The sequence below is a fragment of the uncultured Methanobrevibacter sp. genome, from assembly GCF_946184425.1.
Classification (GTDB): Archaea; Methanobacteriota; Methanobacteria; order Methanobacteriales; family Methanobacteriaceae; genus Methanocatella.
This window is the reverse complement of the sequence record NZ_CAMHFP010000004.1, coordinates 17,094-39,305: the sequence shown is the minus strand read 5'-3', so window position 1 is coordinate 39,305 and position 22,212 is coordinate 17,094. Positions and strand designations below refer to the sequence as shown.

Annotated in this window: 26 protein-coding genes; 2 read left to right on the top strand and 24 right to left on the bottom strand. The window is 33.0% G+C overall.

Annotated features, from left to right (window positions below; translation table 11 throughout):
- Positions 1-17 precede the first annotated feature (17 nt).
- From Q0P94_RS01380 to Q0P94_RS01265, 24 genes are all read right to left on the bottom strand, one after another.
- Positions 18-1,841 (bottom strand): putative glycoside hydrolase, encoded by a 1,824-nt coding sequence (locus Q0P94_RS01380; RefSeq protein ID WP_295112897.1) that lies wholly within the window; start codon positions 1,839-1,841, stop codon positions 18-20.
- Between the two features lie 443 nt (positions 1,842-2,284).
- Positions 2,285-3,373: a CapA family protein gene (locus Q0P94_RS01375; protein WP_295112894.1), complete on the bottom strand. Its 1,089-nt coding sequence runs from the start codon at positions 3,371-3,373 to the stop codon at positions 2,285-2,287.
- Positions 3,374-4,927, bottom strand: coding sequence for a signal recognition particle-docking protein FtsY (ftsY, locus tag Q0P94_RS01370; RefSeq protein WP_295112890.1), 1,554 nt, complete (start codon positions 4,925-4,927; stop codon positions 3,374-3,376). It lies immediately after the preceding gene.
- A gap of 166 nt (positions 4,928-5,093) precedes the next feature.
- Positions 5,094-5,528, bottom strand: coding sequence for a prefoldin subunit alpha (gene pfdA / locus Q0P94_RS01365; RefSeq protein ID WP_295112887.1), 435 nt, complete (start codon positions 5,526-5,528; stop codon positions 5,094-5,096).
- Between the two features lie 19 nt (positions 5,529-5,547).
- The gene (gene rpl18a, locus Q0P94_RS01360) at positions 5,548-5,772 is read right to left on the bottom strand and encodes a 50S ribosomal protein L18Ae (RefSeq protein WP_295112884.1); all 225 of its coding nucleotides are present in this window, start codon (positions 5,770-5,772) and stop codon (positions 5,548-5,550) included.
- A gap of 24 nt (positions 5,773-5,796) precedes the next feature.
- The gene (locus tag Q0P94_RS01355; RefSeq protein ID WP_295112881.1) at positions 5,797-6,468 is read right to left on the bottom strand and encodes a translation initiation factor IF-6; all 672 of its coding nucleotides are present in this window, start codon (positions 6,466-6,468) and stop codon (positions 5,797-5,799) included.
- Positions 6,469-6,513: 45 nt separating this feature from the next.
- Complete coding sequence (locus tag Q0P94_RS01350) at positions 6,514-6,759, bottom strand: 50S ribosomal protein L31e (RefSeq protein ID WP_295112879.1); 246 nt, start codon at positions 6,757-6,759, stop codon at positions 6,514-6,516.
- A gap of 12 nt (positions 6,760-6,771) precedes the next feature.
- Positions 6,772-6,927 (bottom strand): 50S ribosomal protein L39e, encoded by a 156-nt coding sequence (locus Q0P94_RS01345; RefSeq protein ID WP_004032463.1) that lies wholly within the window; start codon positions 6,925-6,927, stop codon positions 6,772-6,774.
- Positions 6,928-6,947: 20 nt separating this feature from the next.
- Positions 6,948-7,532 carry a hypothetical protein gene (locus Q0P94_RS01340; protein WP_295112876.1) on the bottom strand — a complete coding sequence of 195 codons (585 nt, stop codon included), beginning with the start codon at positions 7,530-7,532 and terminating at the stop codon, positions 6,948-6,950.
- Between the two features lie 5 nt (positions 7,533-7,537).
- Positions 7,538-7,903, bottom strand: a complete 366-nt coding sequence (locus Q0P94_RS01335; protein ID WP_295112872.1) for a DNA-binding protein — start codon at positions 7,901-7,903, stop codon at positions 7,538-7,540.
- A 21-nt stretch (positions 7,904-7,924) separates the two neighbouring features.
- Positions 7,925-8,362, bottom strand: a complete 438-nt coding sequence (locus Q0P94_RS01330) for a 30S ribosomal protein S19e (protein ID WP_295112869.1) — start codon at positions 8,360-8,362, stop codon at positions 7,925-7,927.
- A 94-nt stretch (positions 8,363-8,456) separates the two neighbouring features.
- On the bottom strand, positions 8,457-8,714 hold the full coding sequence (locus tag Q0P94_RS01325) for a YhbY family RNA-binding protein (RefSeq protein WP_295112867.1): 258 nt from the start codon (positions 8,712-8,714) through the stop codon (positions 8,457-8,459).
- A complete protein-coding gene (locus tag Q0P94_RS01320; RefSeq protein ID WP_295112864.1) occupies positions 8,683-9,048 on the bottom strand; it encodes a ribonuclease P protein component 4 in 366 nt (121 codons plus the stop codon). The genes Q0P94_RS01325 and Q0P94_RS01320 overlap by 32 nt, the downstream gene beginning before the upstream one ends.
- A 358-nt stretch (positions 9,049-9,406) precedes the next feature.
- Complete coding sequence (locus Q0P94_RS01315) at positions 9,407-9,826, bottom strand: DUF4143 domain-containing protein (protein ID WP_295112861.1); 420 nt, start codon at positions 9,824-9,826, stop codon at positions 9,407-9,409.
- A gap of 144 nt (positions 9,827-9,970) precedes the next feature.
- Positions 9,971-10,150 carry a hypothetical protein gene (locus Q0P94_RS01310; RefSeq protein ID WP_295112859.1) on the bottom strand — a complete coding sequence of 60 codons (180 nt, stop codon included), beginning with the start codon at positions 10,148-10,150 and terminating at the stop codon, positions 9,971-9,973.
- A gap of 58 nt (positions 10,151-10,208) precedes the next feature.
- Positions 10,209-10,367 (bottom strand): hypothetical protein, encoded by a 159-nt coding sequence (locus Q0P94_RS01305; RefSeq protein WP_295112856.1) that lies wholly within the window; start codon positions 10,365-10,367, stop codon positions 10,209-10,211.
- Between the two features lie 48 nt (positions 10,368-10,415).
- Positions 10,416-10,544 carry a hypothetical protein gene (locus Q0P94_RS01300; protein ID WP_295112854.1) on the bottom strand — a complete coding sequence of 43 codons (129 nt, stop codon included), beginning with the start codon at positions 10,542-10,544 and terminating at the stop codon, positions 10,416-10,418.
- Positions 10,545-10,670: 126 nt separating this feature from the next.
- The gene (locus Q0P94_RS01295) at positions 10,671-11,216 is read right to left on the bottom strand and encodes an adenylate kinase family protein (RefSeq protein ID WP_295112851.1); all 546 of its coding nucleotides are present in this window, start codon (positions 11,214-11,216) and stop codon (positions 10,671-10,673) included.
- Between the two features lie 28 nt (positions 11,217-11,244).
- Positions 11,245-12,339 carry a GTP-binding protein gene (locus Q0P94_RS01290; protein ID WP_295112848.1) on the bottom strand — a complete coding sequence of 365 codons (1,095 nt, stop codon included), beginning with the start codon at positions 12,337-12,339 and terminating at the stop codon, positions 11,245-11,247.
- Positions 12,340-12,389: 50 nt separating this feature from the next.
- A complete protein-coding gene (locus Q0P94_RS01285) occupies positions 12,390-15,092 on the bottom strand; it encodes an STT3 domain-containing protein (RefSeq protein ID WP_295112845.1) in 2,703 nt (900 codons plus the stop codon).
- Between the two features lie 197 nt (positions 15,093-15,289).
- Positions 15,290-17,446: a DNA topoisomerase I gene (topA, locus tag Q0P94_RS01280; protein ID WP_295112842.1), complete on the bottom strand. Its 2,157-nt coding sequence runs from the start codon at positions 17,444-17,446 to the stop codon at positions 15,290-15,292.
- Positions 17,447-17,602: 156 nt separating this feature from the next.
- Positions 17,603-17,764: a hypothetical protein gene (locus Q0P94_RS01275; RefSeq protein WP_292881453.1), complete on the bottom strand. Its 162-nt coding sequence runs from the start codon at positions 17,762-17,764 to the stop codon at positions 17,603-17,605.
- 42 nt (positions 17,765-17,806) lie between these two features.
- Positions 17,807-19,399: a phosphoserine phosphatase SerB gene (gene serB, locus Q0P94_RS01270; protein ID WP_295112839.1), complete on the bottom strand. Its 1,593-nt coding sequence runs from the start codon at positions 19,397-19,399 to the stop codon at positions 17,807-17,809.
- A gap of 12 nt (positions 19,400-19,411) precedes the next feature.
- Positions 19,412-19,957: a TATA-box-binding protein gene (locus Q0P94_RS01265; RefSeq protein WP_292605725.1), complete on the bottom strand. Its 546-nt coding sequence runs from the start codon at positions 19,955-19,957 to the stop codon at positions 19,412-19,414.
- 506 nt (positions 19,958-20,463) lie between these two features.
- On the opposite strand from Q0P94_RS01265, the gene cyaB reads away from it, so the two are divergent.
- Positions 20,464-20,997 (top strand): class IV adenylate cyclase, encoded by a 534-nt coding sequence (cyaB, locus tag Q0P94_RS01260; protein ID WP_295112836.1) that lies wholly within the window; start codon positions 20,464-20,466, stop codon positions 20,995-20,997.
- Positions 20,998-21,046: 49 nt separating this feature from the next.
- Positions 21,047-22,210, top strand: coding sequence for a homocitrate synthase family protein (locus tag Q0P94_RS01255; RefSeq protein ID WP_295112834.1), 1,164 nt, complete (start codon positions 21,047-21,049; stop codon positions 22,208-22,210).
- The last annotated feature ends 2 nt before the right edge of the window (positions 22,211-22,212 follow it).

The following is a 22,212-nucleotide window of genomic DNA, read 5'->3' as shown; positions in this document are numbered from 1 at the left end:
AAAAAAAAGAAGAGGAATTAAATCAAAGCGAAATTGATCAGTTTGGAAATTCCCCATCTAAATGAAATAACACCTGTTGCCCCACCATTTGCAGCTGCCTGGTAATCTTTTAAAAGTTGTGTACTGGATAATGCAGTTACATCATCATCGGAGTTGTACGCCTGAATACCTGTCCAAATTTCTGCACCGTTACTCATGTCAACAAATTTTTTGGTAGTGGACTGAATCCAAGAGGTTCCAGCTTCATAATTTCCCTTATAAATCATAGGAATCACTACATCAAGATATTTGGATAATGTTGGAATGTCCTGACCGTAATAATATTTGTTGGAATCAACTTCAGGCATTACCGCAGCAGATACTATAAGATTATTATTGATTTTGTGAACCGCATCACATAACTGTTTGGTGAAGTAATTTATAGCTGCCGCACCGTTTTTGTACTGATAAGCAGTTCCAGGGAATCTTAAGTAATCCATATGAATGCCTGCAACACCTTTGAGAGCAGCATACTGTTTAGCTTCATTGATTTTGGAATTGAAGAATGAATATTTATAACTGCCGCCATTGTTTACAGGAGAAACCCATTCCCCGTTGTAGAATATCTGCATCCAGATATGGACTTTTATTCCTTTTTTGTTTGCATTGCTTATGAAAGTCTCAACAGCTGTCTTTCCATGCTTACTTATTGCAGCATAGTTTAAAAAGATATGTTTGGTTGAAGTTTTAGCCAATGTGTCCAGGTTAACATTTTTCATGTCATATCCGAAAACCCAATATCCGTTATTACTGCAGTAATTTAAAGACCTGACAAGAATGGTTTTTGAACCACTTACCGCATTGAAAACGGAGTTCTTATAATAATTATAACTGATTTTATAAGTTCCGGAACTTAATTTGATGCCCAAAGTAGCAATACCGGCGTCCAAAGCTCTTGTGTATTTTTTGTTGTTGACTGTGAAGACCAAATTACCTCTGACGGGATCTCCCCTTACATCAACAACTTTCACCTTAAATGACCCTAAAACCTTATTATAATAAGGAACTGTGAGGACTTGAGAAATTTTAGTCGGCATGCCCTGCTTAACTGTTATTACTGATTTGCCGTTAGCAGCATCAAGGTTTGCATCGCCATAGAAATAATATCTGACAGTATATGCACCTTTAGCCAGGTTAATGTTCAAGCTAGCCTGACCATTTCCATCAGTAGTCCTGTAATAACTGTTACCGCGAATGATGAATCTTACTTTCTTATTAGCCAATTTGACTCCATCGGCACTTAATGTGACAATATATGGATTGAGAACACCCCTATATGCAACATAATTAGACCCTTTAATAACAGATTGAATGTTTGTTACAACCAAAACGCTAGTTTTACCTGAAACAGGAGCATATCCATTTTCATTAAAGGAATATTCAATTGTATAGTAACCTTTAGCAAGATTTAAATTCAAACTTGCAACACCACTGTTGTCAGTTGTCCTTTTGAAAGTTTTTCCAATCACTTCGAAAGATACAGTTTTACCGGATATTCCTTTCCCATTTGCATCCAAAAGTTTTACATCAAATGAATCCCCTCTGATAATTGTTGAAGGGGAAGTGACTTTAATGGAAGTTTTAACTTCACTTAAAACATCGGAAGAATTACTTTCACCAACTTCCTGTGAATTTTCATCAATACCTAATTTATCATCATTAACATCAGATATTTCTTCATTTGAAGTTGAAGAAATGTTATTTTCCAATTCAATATTTGAAGATAATATATTTGAATTATCGTCAGAATTTTCAACGCTTGAAACATTGCCATCCTCACTAGCACTTGCAACTCCCAGCAAAAGGAAAAAAATTAATGCAAATGCGATGAACAATGATTTATTTTTTATCGAAATTTTTTCACCTTCTGAATTTATTTTTAAAAAAAAATGTATGTGAGTAAAAATATATTAATAATACCTATATAAATGTTTTTACAACTTTAAACTTAAAAAAACAAACAAAAATAAAGTAAATTAATTAAAAAAGATAAAAAACATATAGAAATATGAAATAAAAGGACAATCTACTTGAAATAGAATATAATAAACTTAAATAATATAAATTTAAATTAGATTAATACACAATCAATCAAAAATTGAATATTAATATCAAGAGTTATTATAGACAATATAATACGATAAATACGAAATATAAGAAAAATTAGGAAAAAATAATAAGAAAATAAAAAAATTAAACAAAATAGTTAATTTAAAAAGAAAATAAAGAATTTAAATAAAAAATTCTATTTTTCATCAGTTAAATTGAATTCCAACGTGCCGACACCATTGCCAACTTTAAGTTCATTGCACTTTGGAGTTAGTCCATTCAATAGTGAATTGCCGGAATCATCATCCATGAACTGTGGCAGGTTATTGGAAATGTAAACCGGATAGACAGTGCATTTACCTGTGTTATTGACCAAATCAATTTTAAGAATATATGCATTTTCCACACCATTTCCTGACATGTCAAAGACACAATTTCCCAAACTGTAAAAGATTGGTTTTCCTTTATACATCTCAACCCCCTGAGTAACATGAGGATGAGCACCTATGACAATGTCTGCACCATAATCAATCAACTCATGAGCAATTTTCATCTGGTCTTCATTTGGAGATGTGGAATATTCATTTCCAAAGTGCAAGTATGCAACAACAAAGTCAGAACCGTTTCCACGTGCATCAGCAATTTGTTTTTGTGCCAATTGTGAATTGTAAGCAGAATAACCCGGTGCTGAACCGTTAGCGTAAGGCATCACATCATAATCATATTCGGCAAAATTATTTGAATCCATATAATTGAAAATGGTAATATTTCTTCCGCCAATCTCTTCAACTGCAGGAGCATGAGCCTCATTTTCATTAGACCCTGCGCCGATTGGAGTCATACCCACCTGTTTGACATTCTTGATAGTGTCATTCATCCCACTTATTCCGTAGTCACATACATGATTATTTGCAAGAGCTGCAACAGTACGGTTATTTCCTTTAGCCAATATTACGCTACTTGGATTACACTTAAGTGGAATATCAGGCTTAACCGCATTTTCTGATGATGTGGCTGCATTTTCCAGGTTAATCAGCAGCAAATCAACATTTGAAGTTACATTGCTTATGCCTGCAAGAGGAAGTGAATCTGAACTTATAACACTTGCAACAGTACGTCCAAGCATGACATCACCTGTTACAGCCATAGACACATCTTCCTTTACGGAGTTCGCCTTCAATGATTCAGCCAAAGGATTGTTATGTTCAAACCCCATCAGATTAAATACAACTGCAAACAACACCAGAACAACCAGCATTGCAAATAATAATTTTTTAATATTCATTTATTCTTCCTCTAATGTAACAGCATCTTCATCCTCACTGAACAACTGATCCAACATCCATTCGGCATCATATTCCTTGATATCATCATAACCCTGACCCATACCTAAGAACATGATAGGTTTTTTGATTACATATCCAATTGAAAGTGAAGCACCACCTTTACTGTCTGCATCAGCCTTGGTTAAAATAACTCCGTCAATATCGATTGCATCGTTAAATTTGACAGCCTGTTCGGTAGCGTCATTACCTGTCAGTGCATCACCGACAAATATGACCAAATCAGGTTTGGCAACCCTTTTGATTTTTTTCATTTCATCCATAAGATTGACATTGGTCTGCATTCTTCCTGCAGTATCGATTAAAACCAATTCTTTTCCCTGTGCTTTTGCATGTTCAACAGCATCATATGCAACAGCTGCAGGATCTGAACCTTTCTGGTGCTTTATGATTTTAACACCAACATTGTCAGCGTGATAAGTTACCTGCTCGATAGCACCAGCCCTGAATGTATCTGAAGCCGCAATTACAGGAGTATAACCTTTCTTAAGGTAATAGTTAGCCAATTTACCGATGGTTGTTGTTTTTCCTGTTCCGTTGATTCCAACAAACATTACGACAAGAGGTTCGCCCTGAGCTTTTTTCTCTTCAATCATTTCTGTCATGGATTTTCCAGGAATGTCAATGATTTCAGCTACGGCATTTCTCAAAGCAAGGAATGTATATTCTGTAATATCATTGCTTCTTTTGATTTTTTTACCGACCAGATCATTTTTAACATTCTCAACAACCTCTGTAGCCACTTCCATAGCCACATCACCTTGCAAGAGTTCCATTTCAAGTTCCCATAAGATGTCTTCGACGTGTTTTTCAGAGATGGTTTTTTCACGAACAAAAGAGAAAAGACCGCCGGTAGCCTCACCATCTGCGGAAATCTCATCAGATTTTGATTTGTTTCTACTCCAAAAGTGAGATTTTTCCTCTTTTTCCTCATCCTCAGACTCATCGTCTTTATCTTCATCTTCAGATTTATCCTTAGACCTACTCCAAAAGTGAGATTTCTTCTCTTCCTTAACATCCTCTTCAGACTCATCAACCTCATCTTCAACAACATTCTCATCCTCAGACTCGTCAGCCCCATCTTCTTCATCAGATTTATCCTTAGACCTACTCCAAAAGTGAGATTTCTTCTCTTCCTTAACATCCTCTTCAGACTCATCAACCTCATCTTCAACAACATTCTCATCCTCAGACTCGTCAGCCTCATCATCTTTATCAGATTTCCTTGAAAAACTCCAAAAACTAGATTTTTTCTCCTCTTTAACTTCTTCAGCTGATTCAGCTTCAGCTTCTCCAGTGGATTCGGGAATTAAATTGGATTCATCCTCTTTCTCATCCTCTTCCTGTTTTTCTTCTTTTTTACGACCGAATGAGAAAAATGAAAACCTTTTACCGGATTCTTCTTGAAGATTATCTTCTTTTTCAGCCTCTTCAATGAGTTCTTCTTCTAATTTTTCACTTGTACGTGAAAATTTCTTTTTTAATGATTCAAACAAAAATAACCCAACCTAAAAAGTTAGTAAATAATTTAATTATGAATATTTATATGTTTTATATTATTTAAATTATGAATTGAAAATGAAAAAAAGGACTTCAATAAAAAGTTTTAAAAATTATTTAGTAAAAATTAAAAAATAGAAAAAAGAAAAAATTGTAAAAGTATTATCTCATTTGAGTCATATTGCCTTGAGCAGCAGCAGCTAACTGTTCTGCTTGAGCTTGAAGATTGCCGACAATGTCAGTTACTTGCTGTAAGTTAGCCAACATTTTGTCCAAGCTGTCTTTTAAATCTTCTTTTTGTCCAGCAATAATTTCGCGAGCGCCATCCGCATCTTTTTTAACAGCAATACCAGAACCAATACTTACAATAATTTCATCAGTACTTTTAAGTTCCCCTTTAATGAAAGAACCAGCACCTACAGGAACGAAAGCTTCAACAGAATCTTTTCCTTCAATGTCATCTAAAGTGTTGGATAATGCATCAACTTCAGCAATGGAAGCTTGAATTAATTCTATTTGATGTTGAATTAATTCAGCCTGTTGTCGGTATGCATTAATTTCATTAAGAAGATTGTTTAATCTTTGCTGATCTTCCATAATTACACCTTAAATGCATTTATAAAATTTCTTTTACAATTGGGTCTTCAACATCTTCAGGAGCAATTTCTACAATTTCATTAATTGAAATTTGGTTCCTGTTGATACCATGTTTACTTCCGAAACGTTGATAGATTTTATCTTCTACATCAGCCTCACAAGTAGCTTTGTATTCTTTGGTAAACTTATGATATTCATCGCCCATTACAAAAGTACCTTTAACTCTGTAAATTTTTGTTATCATATTAAATCCCTCATGATATATTAATTAAAAATCATCTAAAAAGCCTAATGCTTCTTCAACTCTAGCCATTTCAGGACCAGTACTGTCTTTAGCAACAATTGCACCATTAGAATTGGAAATGATGCATGCACCAACTAAAGGAATACCTTTACCCACAGTACCAATGTCTCCTTCTACACCAAATACTTCTTGAGCAAAATTAATTTCACTATTAATAGCCTGGCCACTCATTAAAAATCCTTTGTTAGTAACAGAAATCATAGATCCGATAATGTCACTTCCGACAATGGAAGCAGATTTTACATCAACGTCCAAAGTTTCTTCAACTACCTGAATAGCTTCATCTTCCAAGAACGGACTTGCAATAGCACCATTATCGTTTGCTGCAATAATATTACCTACAGCAGTGTATTGGCCCGGAAGTGTTGCTACATTTAAACCAAGCTTTTCAAATTGTTCAATTTCTCTATCTAACGCATGTGGGGAAACAACGATACCATTTGAATTAGCAACAGCTAAAGCTCCAATGAGACTACTACCTGATATAGAAGACTTAACAACATCTACATCTAAAGTTTCCTTAATAATATCTGCTTTTTCATCTAAAAGAGTATAAGGAACAATTGCTAAATCATCAGTTGCTAAAATAAACACTCCTACATTCGGATTTCCTACTATATCGACTCTTTTCAACATATTGTCACCTCACATCACTCAATAGCATGGTAAAAGGTACGATAGCTATTCAGCTAAAGTAGCTTGTACAATACCATCATCATCTTTAACTGCTTTTACAGTAATTTTAGAAGGTATTTTTTGGATACCTCTTTCCCAAATAGCATGATTGATAGATTCATCAATTTTAACTTCTTCAGCTTTCATGTGTTTGGTTAAAAAGTTTTTAACTTCTCTGATAGCTCTAGGAGCTCTGATAGTCCTTTTAACATTTTTCACATTTCTAAGTGGAATTGTGTAAACTCTTTCCATAATAACCCCTCATTATAATTTAAGACTGTTTCTTCTCCAATGTCTAGGTTTTGGTCTGTATCTAAGTTTACGGTTAGTTTTAGCATAAGCCCAGATTGGAATTCTCCTATTTTGTTTGTTTGCTTTTGCCATTCTTAATTTTTTAGCTAATGGTTTATTTCTACTCATTTTCTCACCTGTAACAATAATTATTTTTTATATCCAATAACACGAGTTTGATAATGTTCCGGGAAAATATCCAATGAGTTTCCTCCTTTTTCATCAATCAAAGTCCTTATTTCAACCTCATAATCAGAACTGTTATCCTTGTTAGATTTTTCATGAGAAATTTCAAATAAATTAGATGTTATCAATTTTACAGATTTGTGACCAAAACTGTCCAAATTAATATACTGAACATCTTTTCTATCTTCAAGACTTCTTATCTGATTGATATTGAGTTTTGGAGTTCTATCATCCCTTCTTGTTCCATCGGCAATAATATCATATTCTTCAGCAACTTTTTCAATGACATTTTCATGAATGAACTTGATTCCATCATTTGGAAATCCATCATGCAATATCATGTCGCAGGTCTTATCCAACAGTTCAATGTCCAAATCAAGGACCCTGTGATTAAAACCTAATGCCTTTGCTGATTTTGATGCTGGAATGTATGATTTGTAAACACCAAAGTTAGCAGTGCATAATTCAACATCAAGACCCAATCTTTTAAGCATAACTGCCATAAAAGACGAATCTTTACCACCACTATATAATACACCAGCTTTCATCGATATTATTTCCTTGTAATTTTAATTTCTCTTTTCTGACCAGCAATTTGTCTTAATAAGACTTTTAATTGGTCGTCAGTAACTTTACCTCTTAAACTACCAGCTTGGGCTGATTGAATTAACTGAAGTTCAATTTGTTCAACAAGTTCCGGTTTAGTTAATTTGAGATTTCCTAATCTAGTACGAGCTTCAGGAGTCATGATCTGACCCAAAATTTGCTTTTTCTGAGCTTCGAACTGACGTCTTTGTGCTTCTTGCTGTTGTGCTTGAGCAGCAGCTTGTTGTTGCTGCATTTGTTGATTTTGCATAGCAGCTTGTTGAGCTTGTAATTCAGCCATTCTCTTTTGACGAATTTCATCTAAATCGCTCATATCAAACTCTCCGAATTATAATTAGTATTTTTCAAGTTCAGGAATATCTTTAATGATTTCAGCAGAAATTTTATCTAAGAATGATCTTCCTGCTGGACTGACAACTCTTCCACCTTCAACTTTTTCCACATATCCTGCGTCTTCTAATTGGTGAAGTGCGTGTCTGATAATAGATCCGCTACCTTTTCTGAATACTTCAGGACGTACACCACGGTCTTTTTTACCACCGTAGAAAGTTCTTAAACTCATTACTCCTACAGGACCATCCATGTAAACCCTTCTGATGATAGAAGCAGTTCTTACATACCACCAATCTGCGTTTTCTGGTTTTCTTTCTTTGTGAACACCAGTTTTAACAAAATTGGACCATGCAGGGGAATTGATTTTATCATTGTTTTTAAATTCATCTGCGACTTTTTCAATTAATAAATCTGCAGGTACATCAAATACAGTAGTCATATTAATTCTCCAATATTTATTTATTATTGTAGCTTAATCCACTGTAAATTTAAGACCTAAAAAAATAGGGCCTGTAACTCTAAATTTATAATGTTTAAGGCTTTTTCTTGTAGATTACAGCAACATGTCCTCTAACGTCTATGAGCTTGGCTCTAGTTTTTGTGACAATTTCGTCGATATAATCATCTTTATCTCTAGCGATATTTTTTGCAAATTTAAGTTTAACAATTTCATTAGCTTTAAGTTGGCGTTTAATCTCTTCAATAACATTGTCATTAACACCAGCTTTACCAATATTAATTGTCATCGCGGAAAGAGCTCTATTCATCATTTCTTTTTTTGATTGACTCATATTTAGCTCTCCTTTTAATTTTCTTTTCCTTGTGATAAGGAATTTTCATAACATGGCCACATTCACCACAAAAAATATTAACTTCTGAGTTAATTAGCCGGACGGTGCAATTATGACCTGGGTAAAGGAATTTCTTACATTTCCTACAATATCTTCTTCGCCATTTTTCTGGAATTTTAGTATTGTACTTTGTGGATAACTTTAAGGCAAGCTCAACATAGCGATTACTGCGCTCAGGATGGGTGATGAATTCCATCTCAGCACGTTCAAAAAGAATATTCATCCTTTCAATAGCTATATCAATCATCCACTTTGGTCTTTTTCCTCTACTCAAAATATCCTCCTCATAATAATGAAAATAGGATATAATATTCAAAATTGAATTAAAATGATTTGCGCAAATTAAAACAAAAACCATAGTTAAAAATTAACCTTAGGTTAATATGAATATTAAGAATAAATATGTTTATTACCCTTTATAAATGTTGTGAATTAATGAAATTTTTTGCAAAAAACAAGAAAAAATAAAAAATATTTAATTGATAATTATCTTAATGTGCCTATTGGAATTACCATAACTCCATCTTTTCTTACCCGAACAATATTATCGCCAGTTATAACTGCTAAAAAACTTGGTTCTGGAATGTGAATATTGCCATTTGCAATTTTATCTTTGATTAATTTATCAATTTTTAATAAAGTTTTGCACCTTCAATCCTTTTATCCCCTAATCTGAATTCAATTAGGCCATATCGCCCGTCAGCTAGTTGTAAAACACAATCAACATCCAAAGTACCATCATTATAATACAATACTTTACCGCCAAAGGGTGCAGAATATACCTTTAAATCACGTATACATAAAGTTTCGAAAATAAATCCAAAAGTTTCCAAATCATACAATAACATGTCTGGAGTAACATTAAGTCCTGCAATTGCAATTGATGGATCTATAAATTCTTTTTTATCAGTTTTTCTAATTTTTTGTTTAGATCGGATATTTGGAGCCCATGCCGGAATATTATCTATAACAAATAATTTTTTTAAAACACTTATATAAGAGTAAAAAGTTGGTTCAGAAATTCTGCCATAATTCTCTTCGATATCTGACATTATCTTAGAATTATTAACCAATGTGGAAATATTACGAGAATATGACCTAAGAATTGCTTCAAATATTTGTGAATCTCGTTTTACATTATCTATACTAAATGCAACATCATGACAAATGTTAGTGAAATAAGAAGAAACAACTTTTTATTGTTTCTCTTTATCCGGAATATTTAAAGTTTCAGGCCAACCTCCACGAGCAGCTAAAAAAATTAAATCTTTTAATGATAAATTTGAATTTATTCCATTAATTTTAACATTTTTATCATTAAATATATCCATCAATGAAATTTTACCGTTAGAATCACCACTTTCATACAAGCTCATAGGCCTCATAATTAATCTATGAATCCTTCCAACTCCACTGTGCATTATTTTAGAGTTATCAACAACAGTAGAACCAGTCTAATATATAAAGTCCATAACCTTCATTTTTATCTACTGAATACCTTACAGCATCCCATAATTTTGGAACCATCTGCCATTCATCTATTAATAAGGGTTTTTCTCCCTCCAATAATAATAAAGGATCATTTTCAGCCAAATCAATATATGCATTACCTAATTTGGATGTTGCAATTCAATTATTGATTTAGCAAATTGAGAAGCAGTTGGTTGTTTTTCCACACCATTTTGGACCTACAATTAAAACAGCACCCATACACTCCAAAATATCCTTTAATTCTTCATCTACGTATCGTGGAATATATTTCTTCATCATATCTACCAAAATTATTTATTTAAGTAATTATACTAATTTTAATTAAGTGATTACACACAATTAAAAAAAAACCAGTTCATATTATAAATTTAAAAAAAATAAGAAAATATGAAAATTATTTCATCATCAGAAATTATTTAATAACCAATCCATAAAGTCGACGCTTCCTACATGAAAGTCGCCATTACCAGAAATAACACAATTGATCAAATCAGAAGTATCGTCTATACTTAAATCAGTTACATCAATTTCAAACACATTATCTCCATATTTATCAAAAGCTTCAGCACTGCACACACCCATTGCCTCAGCTTCAAGATTTTCACGGATTTTAGCTTTGGAATACTTGCGCTTTGCAAGACGTTTTTCCAATATTTCAGGCCTGACTCTTAAAATGATAACCTTATCCGCACCATCACATAAATGAGACAGATGTCCTTCAAAAATAATCATCCCATCATTGGAATCAATAATTTCTAAAACTTTTTCATTAAGACTGTCAATATCAATGACCTTATAACCTTTATCTTCATCAATTCCCAAAACAAAATTGTTTTCAATAGCCAAATCATTGATTTTAATTAGTTTACAGTCTAATCTATCAGCTAAAACTTCACTGACTGTGGTTTTCCCGGTACACGGAGTGCCACTAATAAAAATAGCATTGTTCATAATATCAAAAAATATAAAAAAAGAAGAATTATTTCTTTAAAATAATTCTTAAAACATCTTCATCTTCAAGTACATGGTCAGGACCGACTTTTTGTCCCGGAAACTTAACAGAAGTTCCCCAAACTTTAGCATGTCTAAAGTTTTTAACAAATTCCCTGTGTAATTTCCTACAGGCATCAATTACTGTAGAACCTTTTTTAATAACCAGAGGATCTTCCATATCTGCTTTTCTTCCTTGAGGTTTTAAATATACTCTAACCAAATCCAAATTATCAAATATTATATCTTTCAACTCATCAATATTTGTATTTTTATCCGCAGAAATTGGAATAAACTCAGGAATATATTTCTTAAGCTCTTTAATATAAGCGTCGTCAACCAAATCCACTTTATTCAATAGAACCAGCATTGGAACGTATGATTTGTTCCTGTCAAGAACATCAATGAACTGGTCCATTGTCACATCATCTCTAAAGAGTACATCAGCATTGATATATCCATATTCATTAAGTATGGACCTTATTGTTTTTTCATCCAAATGAGATAACGGACAAGTTGATGAAACTTTTACACCACCAAGCTTTTTCCTTTTAACAGTAACATCAGGAGGTTGCTCATTCGGCCTTATTCCAATAGCTCTTAACTCGTTTAAAATTACATCAATATGCTGTGGATTTAAAGTGTCCAGCACAACCAATATCAAGTCAGCAGTTCTTGCAACAGATAGAATTTCTTTACCTCTTCCTTTACCACTACTTGCACCGGTGATAATTCCCGGAATATCGAAAACCTGAATTTTAGCATTTTTATGTTCCATTACGCCCGGAACAATATCTAAAGTTGTGAATTGATAAGCTCCAACTTTACTTTCAGCGTTTGTAATATTATTTAAGAGAGTAGATTTACCTACAGAAGGAAATCCCACAAGAACTACAGTAGCATCCCCGGTTTTTTTAACATGAAAACCTTGACCTTTAGAACCGCCGCTGCTTCTTTGCAAAGATTCTTCCTTAAGCTTTGATAATTTAGCCTTAAGTTTTCCGATATGGTGTGAAGTAGCTTTATTATATGGTGTCTTTTGAATCTCTTCTTCTATATCTTTTATTTTCTCCTCTATTCCCATAAAATCACCATAAGTAAAATAAAAAAAAGAAAGATTAGGAAACTCCTAATCTAATTGCCAGATGTTGTATTTGTACTGGTTGAGTTGCTGCCGTCAAAGTTTACATTGAACAGCATTACACCAGGTTCTGCATGCACAAGAGTAAATTGATCTTGACCTGCACCACCTAACAGGTATAGTCTAGTAAACATGGAATTTGTCAACTCATTACTCATAACGAATGGTGTATACTCATTGTCGCTACCGATTAAGAATATAGTGAAGTTTCCATCAGAAGCGCCTTTGACTGATTCGTTTTTCATGATTTGATTATTTTCAATCACAATAAGATGTGATGCCTTATATGGATTATATTCTGTATCGTTAATCATGATTTTCTCACCATTGTCACTGCGTGAAGTTTCGATATGAGCATTAGTTGTATTGTTTCCTGTTCCTCTTTCAATAATCATGTCCACTTTCATACCGTATTCATCCATCAAATTGAAGTTGCCTGTTTGACCAGGGTTTACTTTAATTGTATGGTAAGGTACTAAATACTGATAGTTTTCAGAAGATTGGTTTTTAAAGTTCCAATTACCGAAGTAAGTCCACCAACCAGCTTTTCCAAGCATATCTGAAGATGCTACAAATGTAACAGGACGTGGATTTGCAGGATGTGTTAACTTGACAAGATCACTGGCCTGTGCTGAAGTTAATTTATATTTGTCAACCAAAGTTTTTTGAGCATCACTCTCTGATTTTGGTAGAACATCAAGTAAAATATCAACAGATTTACCTGAATCTCCAGTAATATTGACCAGCATCGCAGTTGCATTTTCACCAGTAGTATCCAACATTCTAAATATACCCACAGACAGATCCAAATTATCCGTAGTCATTGCTTTACCCAGCCAAAAAGCACGGCTTCCTGTCTGAGAACCTCCGTCGAAGGTTACTTGCTTATCAGCAGCAATCTCGAAGAGGTAACCGTAGTCCCACCAGGATGTGATAACAGTGTCATTTGATTGAGTTTCATTAATCCATTGCATTGCATTCCACATTGGGTCACTAGTACCTGGAGCAACATTAGTAGAAGTTTGGAAAGCTCCGCAGACTGTAGGAGTGACAAGTGCAATAATGATTGCTGCAATAACGGCATATTTTTTAAGTGGAACTTTTACTGATGCATCAGGTTTAATACCGTAAATGGTTACTAAACCAATAGCTGCAATCACTGCAAATAATGCAATTCCATAAATAGGATTAATAGTTGATAATGGAACCGCAGCCAAGAATCCGCAGAATAATAAAATTACAACTAACCATTTATCATTGTTTAATCTGTTCTTAATATAATCAGATATATAACTTATAAATAAACCTGTCAATAATCCGAACGGCAATACGATTGTTGTAATGAACCTTGAACCTCTGGTTACAGCAACAGCAGTAATTACAACCCACACTAAAAACAATGTAGCATAGAGCACTGTCAGTCTTTTATCGGATAAAATTTCATCATGACCTCCGAATTTCAAATCGGTCAGTGAAAGTTTGAATTTACGTTCATCATCTAATTTTTTAGATGCAGACAATCTTTTTCCTTTTTGAGGTTTACCAGTAGTTTTAACTTCTTTTCCTGATTTTCTGAATTTCCAAGCCCTTGATACTAATATGTATAATACGGATAATGCTGCGAAGAACACTGCAATTCCACCAATACCGTTAATGAATCCGTTGGTATTAGCTAAGAACATTGAATTCATTCCAGGACCTAACATTGAAGGAATTTGCATCTCTGCAACGGAAACAAGAACGTTAGGGAAACCACCTACAACCCTAGATGCAGATTGCAAACTTAATAATCCAGTTAAACTTCCGAATATTCCTAATACACCGTCAAATCCTCTAAATACGGCAAGGCCTATAAATCCTATAACACCTAGAATCACAATTGACAGCAATGCATCATGGTGAATAAACCATGACAATTTACTTGAATACTCGCTTTGGTCATCGCCAACATTAAAGATGTAACATGCAATTAAATATACGATTGAGAATATTCCCATTAAACCAATGTAAAAGATATAACCTGTCCAGGATTGTGAGAATAAACCTATTGATAAAATAGATATCAATGCATAAATTACTTTTAAAATAATTTTGTCTGTTCTAATACATTCAACAAAGAAGAATATAAAGAGCAGTGAGAATATGTAATAGAACATATCTGTATCGAAAAATCCTGGGAATGTGTGCGCAAAGTAGTTTGGAGCGAGAACGATAATCAATGTAGCAACAATTGCTCCCCAATCGTTTGAGATTCTTCTAGCAAATATGAATGCAGGAATTACAGCAAATGTTGAAATAATTGCTCCAGTCCAGAATGCAACTTCCCTAAGTGAATAATCTCCACCAAAGAAAGAATTTACCACATCATGCAGCCAGTTTGTAACATATACGATACCCAGTTCATAATTAACCTGATTTCCATAAGGTGCATACCTATGCATATCCCATGGACTACCATCTTTTAGTTCATCTCCTACATGACCATGATCTGCAAAGTTCTCTGTCAACCTTAAGTTATAATATGAATCCATTTCACTGAAATAAGGAAGACCAGATGCATCTGTATATTCCGCTTTGAGATTATCAGATAAACCCGGCAAATCAGCAGCAGGAGCTTTTAATGCAAAAACAACAGCTAATAAAATCAAAATAATAACTATTGATTTACCTACTGTTAATATAGTTTGTTTGTTCATATAAAAATCCTCTATTCATTTCATTCGAATAAAATTCTATAAATTTTTAGAATTTCAAATAAATTTAATTAAAATTATTGAGAAATAAATAAAAATATTAATACAATATGTGAAAAAATATTTTTATTGAATAATATATATTTAATTTACTATTATTAAATATTATGCATTAAAGAAAAAATAAGAAAAAGTAAATTTTATTTTAATTTACTTTCGAGTTCATCTACCGAACATGTGAATCTGCATTTCGGAAATCCACTGCAACCAATAAATTCACCATAACGTCCTGAACGTTTCAATAAATCCTTACCACAGTCCGGACATTTTCCAACAACCTTAGGATCATGAGGCTTGGTCTTGTCCTTTCCACAGTTAGGGTCAAGGCAAGCACGTTGACGAGGTTTGCCGAAAGATATTATCGGAAGCCCACATTTTTCACATTTTTTCTTCAGGAAATTTGTTCCTTTAGGAATAGAATAGATTGTAGTGCAATCCGGATAATTGGAACAACCGACAAATGAACTTTTGGTTTTAGGAGAATATCTTTTAACAAGGTTTCCTCCACAGGCAGGACATGTCCCTACAACATTACTTTCCTGATAGGATTCATAAAGTTTAGAACCTATCTCCTTGGAATTCTTATTGATATCGCCAAGAATAACATTAACTTCCTTTTCACCCTGCTTAATTACATCTTGTCTTGTGGAAGTATTTTTATCAATGCCCTCAAGTTTATTTTCAAAATCACGGGTAAGCTCTTCGGAAGTTAAATTATTACAATATGTACTTAAAGTATCAATCATGTTTTCTCCAAGCTGATTTACTTCAATCTGCTTATCCCCAGTTATGTATTTTCTATCATACAACTTATCAATGATATCAGCACGGGTTGCTTTTGTTCCAAGTTCCCTTTTTTCGAGTTCCCTAATTAAAGAAGCCTGATTATATCTTGCAGGAGGTTTGGTTTCCTTTTCATCGGAAATGATTTCTAAAACCTTAATCAAATCCCCTTCAGCGATGTCTGGAAACTCATCATCATCAATTTTTCTGTAGGGATAATGTTCCATCCATCCTTTATGGATAACTCTTCTGCGTCCGAATTTGAACTTTTCACCTTCAATATCAACAGTGGTGTTCATTGATTCAAATTTGGCAGCTTCAAAGAAAACAGAAATAAATCTGTATACAATAAGATTATAAATTTTAAAATCATCTTTGGACAGTCCTGAAGGCAATATTCCGGTAGGATGAATTGCAGGGTGAGCTGCATCTTCTTTTTTACCTTCATTAGGTTTCAATTTTGAAGGCAACTTGGCAATATGCTTTCCAAATTCAGGATTATTCTTTAGCTGATTGAAAATGGACTTATAATCAAGGCTTTCAGGTAATTTTTGAGAGGAAGTACGTGGATAGGAAGTATAACCTGCAGTATAAAGATTTTGAGCAATGACCTGAGTTTTTTTAGGTGAAAATCCAAATACATTATAAGCCTCAGTTTGAAGACCTCCCAAATTGAATGGAACCGGCGGTTTGGTAGTGGAATTTGAAAGCTTAATCTTATCCACAACAGCATCGGCATTCTGGCATTTTGAGAGAATCTCTTCAGCCCTTTCACGGTCGAATATTTTTCCGTCAACATGATTGACTTCAATATTTCCATCCAAAATAGCTCTAATCAACCAGTACGGTTCAGGAACAAATTCTTTAATTTCCTTTTCACGTTCAACCAAAATAGATAAAGTAGGAGTTTGAACACGACCTGCAGATAACTTTAAAAATCTGTGTTTGGCATTGCTTACAGATTTCATTAATGCCTTGGAGATATTTACTCCAAAATAATAATCCAGTACATGTCTTGCAATACCAGTATCGACCTGATTCATATCCAATTCAATTCTATTGTCATATGCTTCAAGCAGATCCTTTTTTGTTAATGTTGAAAACTTCATACGGGAAATTTTACTTAAATTATTTTGTCCGCAAGCATATTTTAAAGCATTATATCCAATCAAAGTTCCTTCAGTATCATAATCGCATGCATGAACATATGAATCTGCATTTTTTCCCAGCTTTTTAATAGCCCAAACATAATCTTTTGTAAAGCCACTTCCTTTCTTGTTGACCTCATAGGCAGGTGCCCAATGAAGATCAAAATAGACTTTATCCTTAGGATTGTTAGGAGTCAAAGAGTAAAGATGACCTACAGCGGAAACAACAGTAATATCCTTTGAATCCTTTTTAAGTTCCCAATACTTAACTTTTTTATTATAAACTTTCTTTTTAGCACTTGGTGATAGCGCTTTAGCAATTTTCTCTGCAGAATTTGGTTTTTCGCAAATAATTACTTCGTGCATTATATACTTCCTACCTCAATTTTTTATAAATTATTTTAATGAAATTTTTAATATAAAAATATTACTATTTGAAGTTAGGAACAGTTACCTGCAAAAAAATAGCATTACAAAAACAGTTAGAAACAGAATGTTGTTAGTAAAAATAGAAAAAAATAATTATTCATTTTTAGAAGTTAAATCTTCATTGTAAAAACGGTAAAAATCAGCGCAAAAATCACAAATTGGAAACTGACCATTTCTATAATATGCCAAATCCGCCTTGTTCATATCAAATTTCTTACCGCAGATAAAGCAAGTTTCAATTTTTTCTTCAGACATGCTAAAACCTTTAAAAAAAAGTAAAAAAGTAGGTTAAATTATTTAACCTATATTGTATTTTTGCAAGAGTAAAATCTCTTCGGTAGATACTTTTCCACCTTTTTTGAATTTTTCAAAGATTTCTTCAGCTCTTTCTTTTTCTTCACGGTTTTTATTAGCACCGGAGTGTCCTTTGTTATCAGATTTTCTGCGTTTAGGTTTGTTGGAACCTAATTTTTTGTTGATAACATGAATATCACTTAAGATAGCTTTGAATTCTTCATGTTTAGCTGAAGCATTTTTACGAGCTTCGATGAATTTTTTGTGAGCTTCATCAGCTGCAGTTCTAATGTCATCAGTTTTTCTGAAGTAAGTGAGCATTTCTTCGTGAGCTTCTTGAGCTTTTTCGGAAAGTTCAATAACTTTTTCGTGTTCTTCTTCAGATACTTTTTTGAGCTCTTGAGCTTCGGATTTAACGGATTCATCTTCATGAATTTCCATTAACTGTTTTCTTAAATCATTAGCATTTTTAACAAGCTGATTTTCTTTTTTAATGTCTAAAACACGAGTTTCAATGATTTTATCAATCTTTTTGATTTCATTTTCTATTTTGATTTTATCGCGTTTACCTGAAGACCATTCGAGATTTTTAATTTTACTGTTTGCTTCATTACGAGCTTTTTTAGCAGCTTCAACAGCTTTGTTGATTTCATTACGCTCGTTTCTGAATTCAATAGCTTTGTTTAAGTTTTCTTTTAAAGATGCGTTTAATTCATCTCTAATTTTACGTTGTTCTTTAGCTATTTTGTTGAATTCTTCCCTTTCGTCAGCAACTTTGGAGATTTCAGCTTCTTTTTCATCTTTTTGTTTTCTTACACCTTCCATAGTGTCAGCGAGAACAAAATTGGATTCAGGAAGACCTTTATCAGCTTTTTTATCTTCAGCTTTTTCAGATTTTTCTTCATCTGCAGCTTCATCATCAGCTTTTTCTTCTTCTACAGTTTCAGTTTCAGCATCATCAGTGGTTAATTGATTAAGAATTTCATCTAAGACTTTAGTCAAGTCTTTTTCATCTACAACAATATCAGCAATTTCTTTTACAGAATCTTTAGCATTAAATGCAATTCCGCAGCCTGCTGATTCAATCATGGAAATGTCATTAGCGCCATCTCCAACAGCAACTACATTATCTAATGTAATTTCTGCTTTTTCAACATGGTCTTTTAATACATCCAATTTGGATCCAGATACTAAAGGACCAGTCACTTCGCCAGTTAATTTACCATCTTCGACTGAGAAACTATTAGTGTAAACTGTGTCAACTCCGAGTTTATCTTTAATTTTTTCAGCCACTACATCAAAACTACCACTAATGATAGCTACATCTACGTCTTTTTCTTTTAAAGCATTGATGGTTTCTTCAGCTCCAGGCATTAATGGAAGTTCATCAGCAAGTTTTTCAATTTCTTCAATAGAAGTTCCTTCAAGAAGTTGAACTCTGTCTTTAATGGAAGTTTCAAAGTCTATTTCACCTTGCATAGCTTTTTCAGTAATAGCAGCTATGTCCTCTTCAACATTTGCTAATTTTCCTATCTCATCTATCGCTTCACCATCAATAATAACGTTATCTAAGTCAAATACTACAAGTTTAATCAATAATACCACCAATTATATTAAATCTAGCTCACTTAATCTATCGTAAGCTCTTTCGACACCAAGTTTAGCGTCGCTTTTAGTTTTAGCTCCAGTACATACAACTTTACCGGAACCGAATAATAATAAGACCACTTTAGGGTCTGATAATCTATATACTAAACCAGGGAATTGTTCTGGTTCGTATTCAGTATCTTCAAGTTCTAAAGCTACTGCTTCTAAATTTAATGTGGATTCTAAGTTTGCAGAAGCCACAATATTTTGAATTTTAATTTCAAATTCTTCTGGAATGTCAGTATCGACAGTCCTCATTAAATCTACAGTTTTCTTGATTGCTAATTTAGAATCATCTATAGATTTTGCCCCAGTACATACAAGCTTACCAGAGCTAAAAATTAATGCTGCTGTTTTAGGATCTTTAAGTTTAAAAACTAATCCCGGAAACTGTTCACGATTAAAATTAACCCCTTCCAAAGCTTGAGAGACTTCAGTAAGAACTATGTCTTTACCAATGCTTGCAGAAGCAACAATGTTTTCAATTTTTATGTCAACATCGGTCAATTTAAAACCTCCAATTTATTATTAAAACAAGTAAGTAAAATTTAAGAAAACAAAAAATTAAGTTAAATTTTTACTAATAAAATATTTAATTTAAATAGTATATAAAGGTATGTTTATTTAAATAATATATAAAAATTTATTAAAAAAATTAAAATTTTTAAATTTTGAAAAAACCCAATATATTATATAAAAAACCAAAACAGTAATTTAAAAATACTTATTAATAAATGTTACTACATTTCAACACCACACTTATAAAAACAAATAATACAATTAATTTTTTCAAATAAAATTTTTGTTATTCTAACAAAACTCCGTTTATTTATAAAATAAATATAAAGCACCAACCCAATCAATAATAAATTAACACATCAAAACACAAATTAAATCTCAATAACATTTCATCTAAAAATAGTGAAAATACCCTCATAAAATTAATTATGGAATTTTCATTATTTAGAAATTTATAACTAAACTAAAAACAAAAATTTAATCAGTTGATAAATATGATTGAAGTTGAAGTGAAAGCGAAAATTAATAGCTTTGAAGAAATGGAAGAAAAGCTCGCAAAAATTGGTGCGGTAAAAAGTAAAAAGGAATTTCAGGAAGACATTTATTTTGCAAGTCCAATTGTTGATTTTGCCCAAAGTGACGAAGCTTTGAGAATCAGAACCACAAATAATGATATCTTCATAACATATAAGGGACCAAAACTCAATTCACAGGCAAAAACAAGAAAAGAAGTCGAAATGAGTATTGAAAGTGCTGAAAAGGCAAAGGACATCTTTGAAGAGATTGGCTTCAAAGAAGTCAGAACAGTCAGGAAAAACCGTCAGTATTATACTTATGAAAACTTTGAAATTTCACTTGATGACGTTGAAGGTTTAAATCCATATATGGAAATAGAAATAGCTCTTAAAGATGGAAATAACTATAACGATGCTCAAAAAAGTATATTTCAATTATTTGAAAAATTAGGCATCACAGACGGTTTTGAAAGAACATCATATCTAGAGTTATTAGAAAACTTATATAAATAGGAACACCTATTATATTATAATATTAAATTGATTATAGAAGGGATTATTTTTGCAATATTTTATAAGTCACTATAATAAAGAAAGCGAAATAGCTTTCCCGGAAGATTTTATTATTTATGATACAACTTTAAGAGACGGTGAACAAACTCCTGGAGTTTGCTTTAGCCTTGAAGATAAATTAGAAATAGCTCGTAAGCTTGACCAGTTTAAAATACATCAAATTGAAGCTGGTTTTCCAATAGTTTCACAAAGAGAAAGAGAATCTGTAAAAACAATTGCAAATGAAGGATTAGATGCAGATATTCTCGCACTAACAAGAACAAAACCTGAAGATATCGATGCTGCAATTGACTGCGATGTTGATGGAATCATCACATTTGTCGGTACATCAGATATCCATTTAGACCACAAGATGCACATTACACGCCAAGACGCAATTAATTTATGTGAAACCGCAGTCGACTATGCTAAAGATCATGGATTATATGTCGCATTTTCAGCAGAAGATGCTACAAGAACAGACATTGAATTTTTAAAAAGAATTTATTCAAAAGCTCAGGAATGTGGCGCTGACAGAGTTCACATTGCAGACACTACCGGTGCAATCACTCCTCAAGGTATCGAATATTTGGTTCGCGAACTTGTCAAAGACCTTGATGTCAACATTGCACTTCACTGCCACAATGACTTCGGTCTTGCGGTAATCAACTCAATTACAGGTGTGCTTGCAGGTGCAAAAGGAATATCCACAACTGTCAATGGTATTGGTGAAAGAGCAGGTAACGCTTCACTTGAAGAATTGATTATGGCTTTGAAAATCCTTTACGGAAAAGATTTAGGATTTAAAACAAAATACATTACAGAACTATCAAACATCGTATCCCAAGCCAGCGGACTTCCAATACCTTATAACAAACCTGTTGTCGGAAATAATGTGTTCAGACACGAATCAGGAATTCATGTTGATGCAGTTATCGAAGAACCGTTATGTTACGAACCTTATGTTCCGGAATTGGTCGGTCAAAAAAGACAACTTGTTTTAGGAAAACATTCAGGTTGCAGAGCAGTTAGAGCAAAATTAAACGAATGTGAATTGGATGTTAGTGATGATGAGCTTATTGAAATTGTAAGGCAAGTTAAAAAACAAAGAGAAGAAGGCAAATACATTAACGACAAAGTCTTTAGAGAAATTGTTAAAAATACAAAAAAATAAGG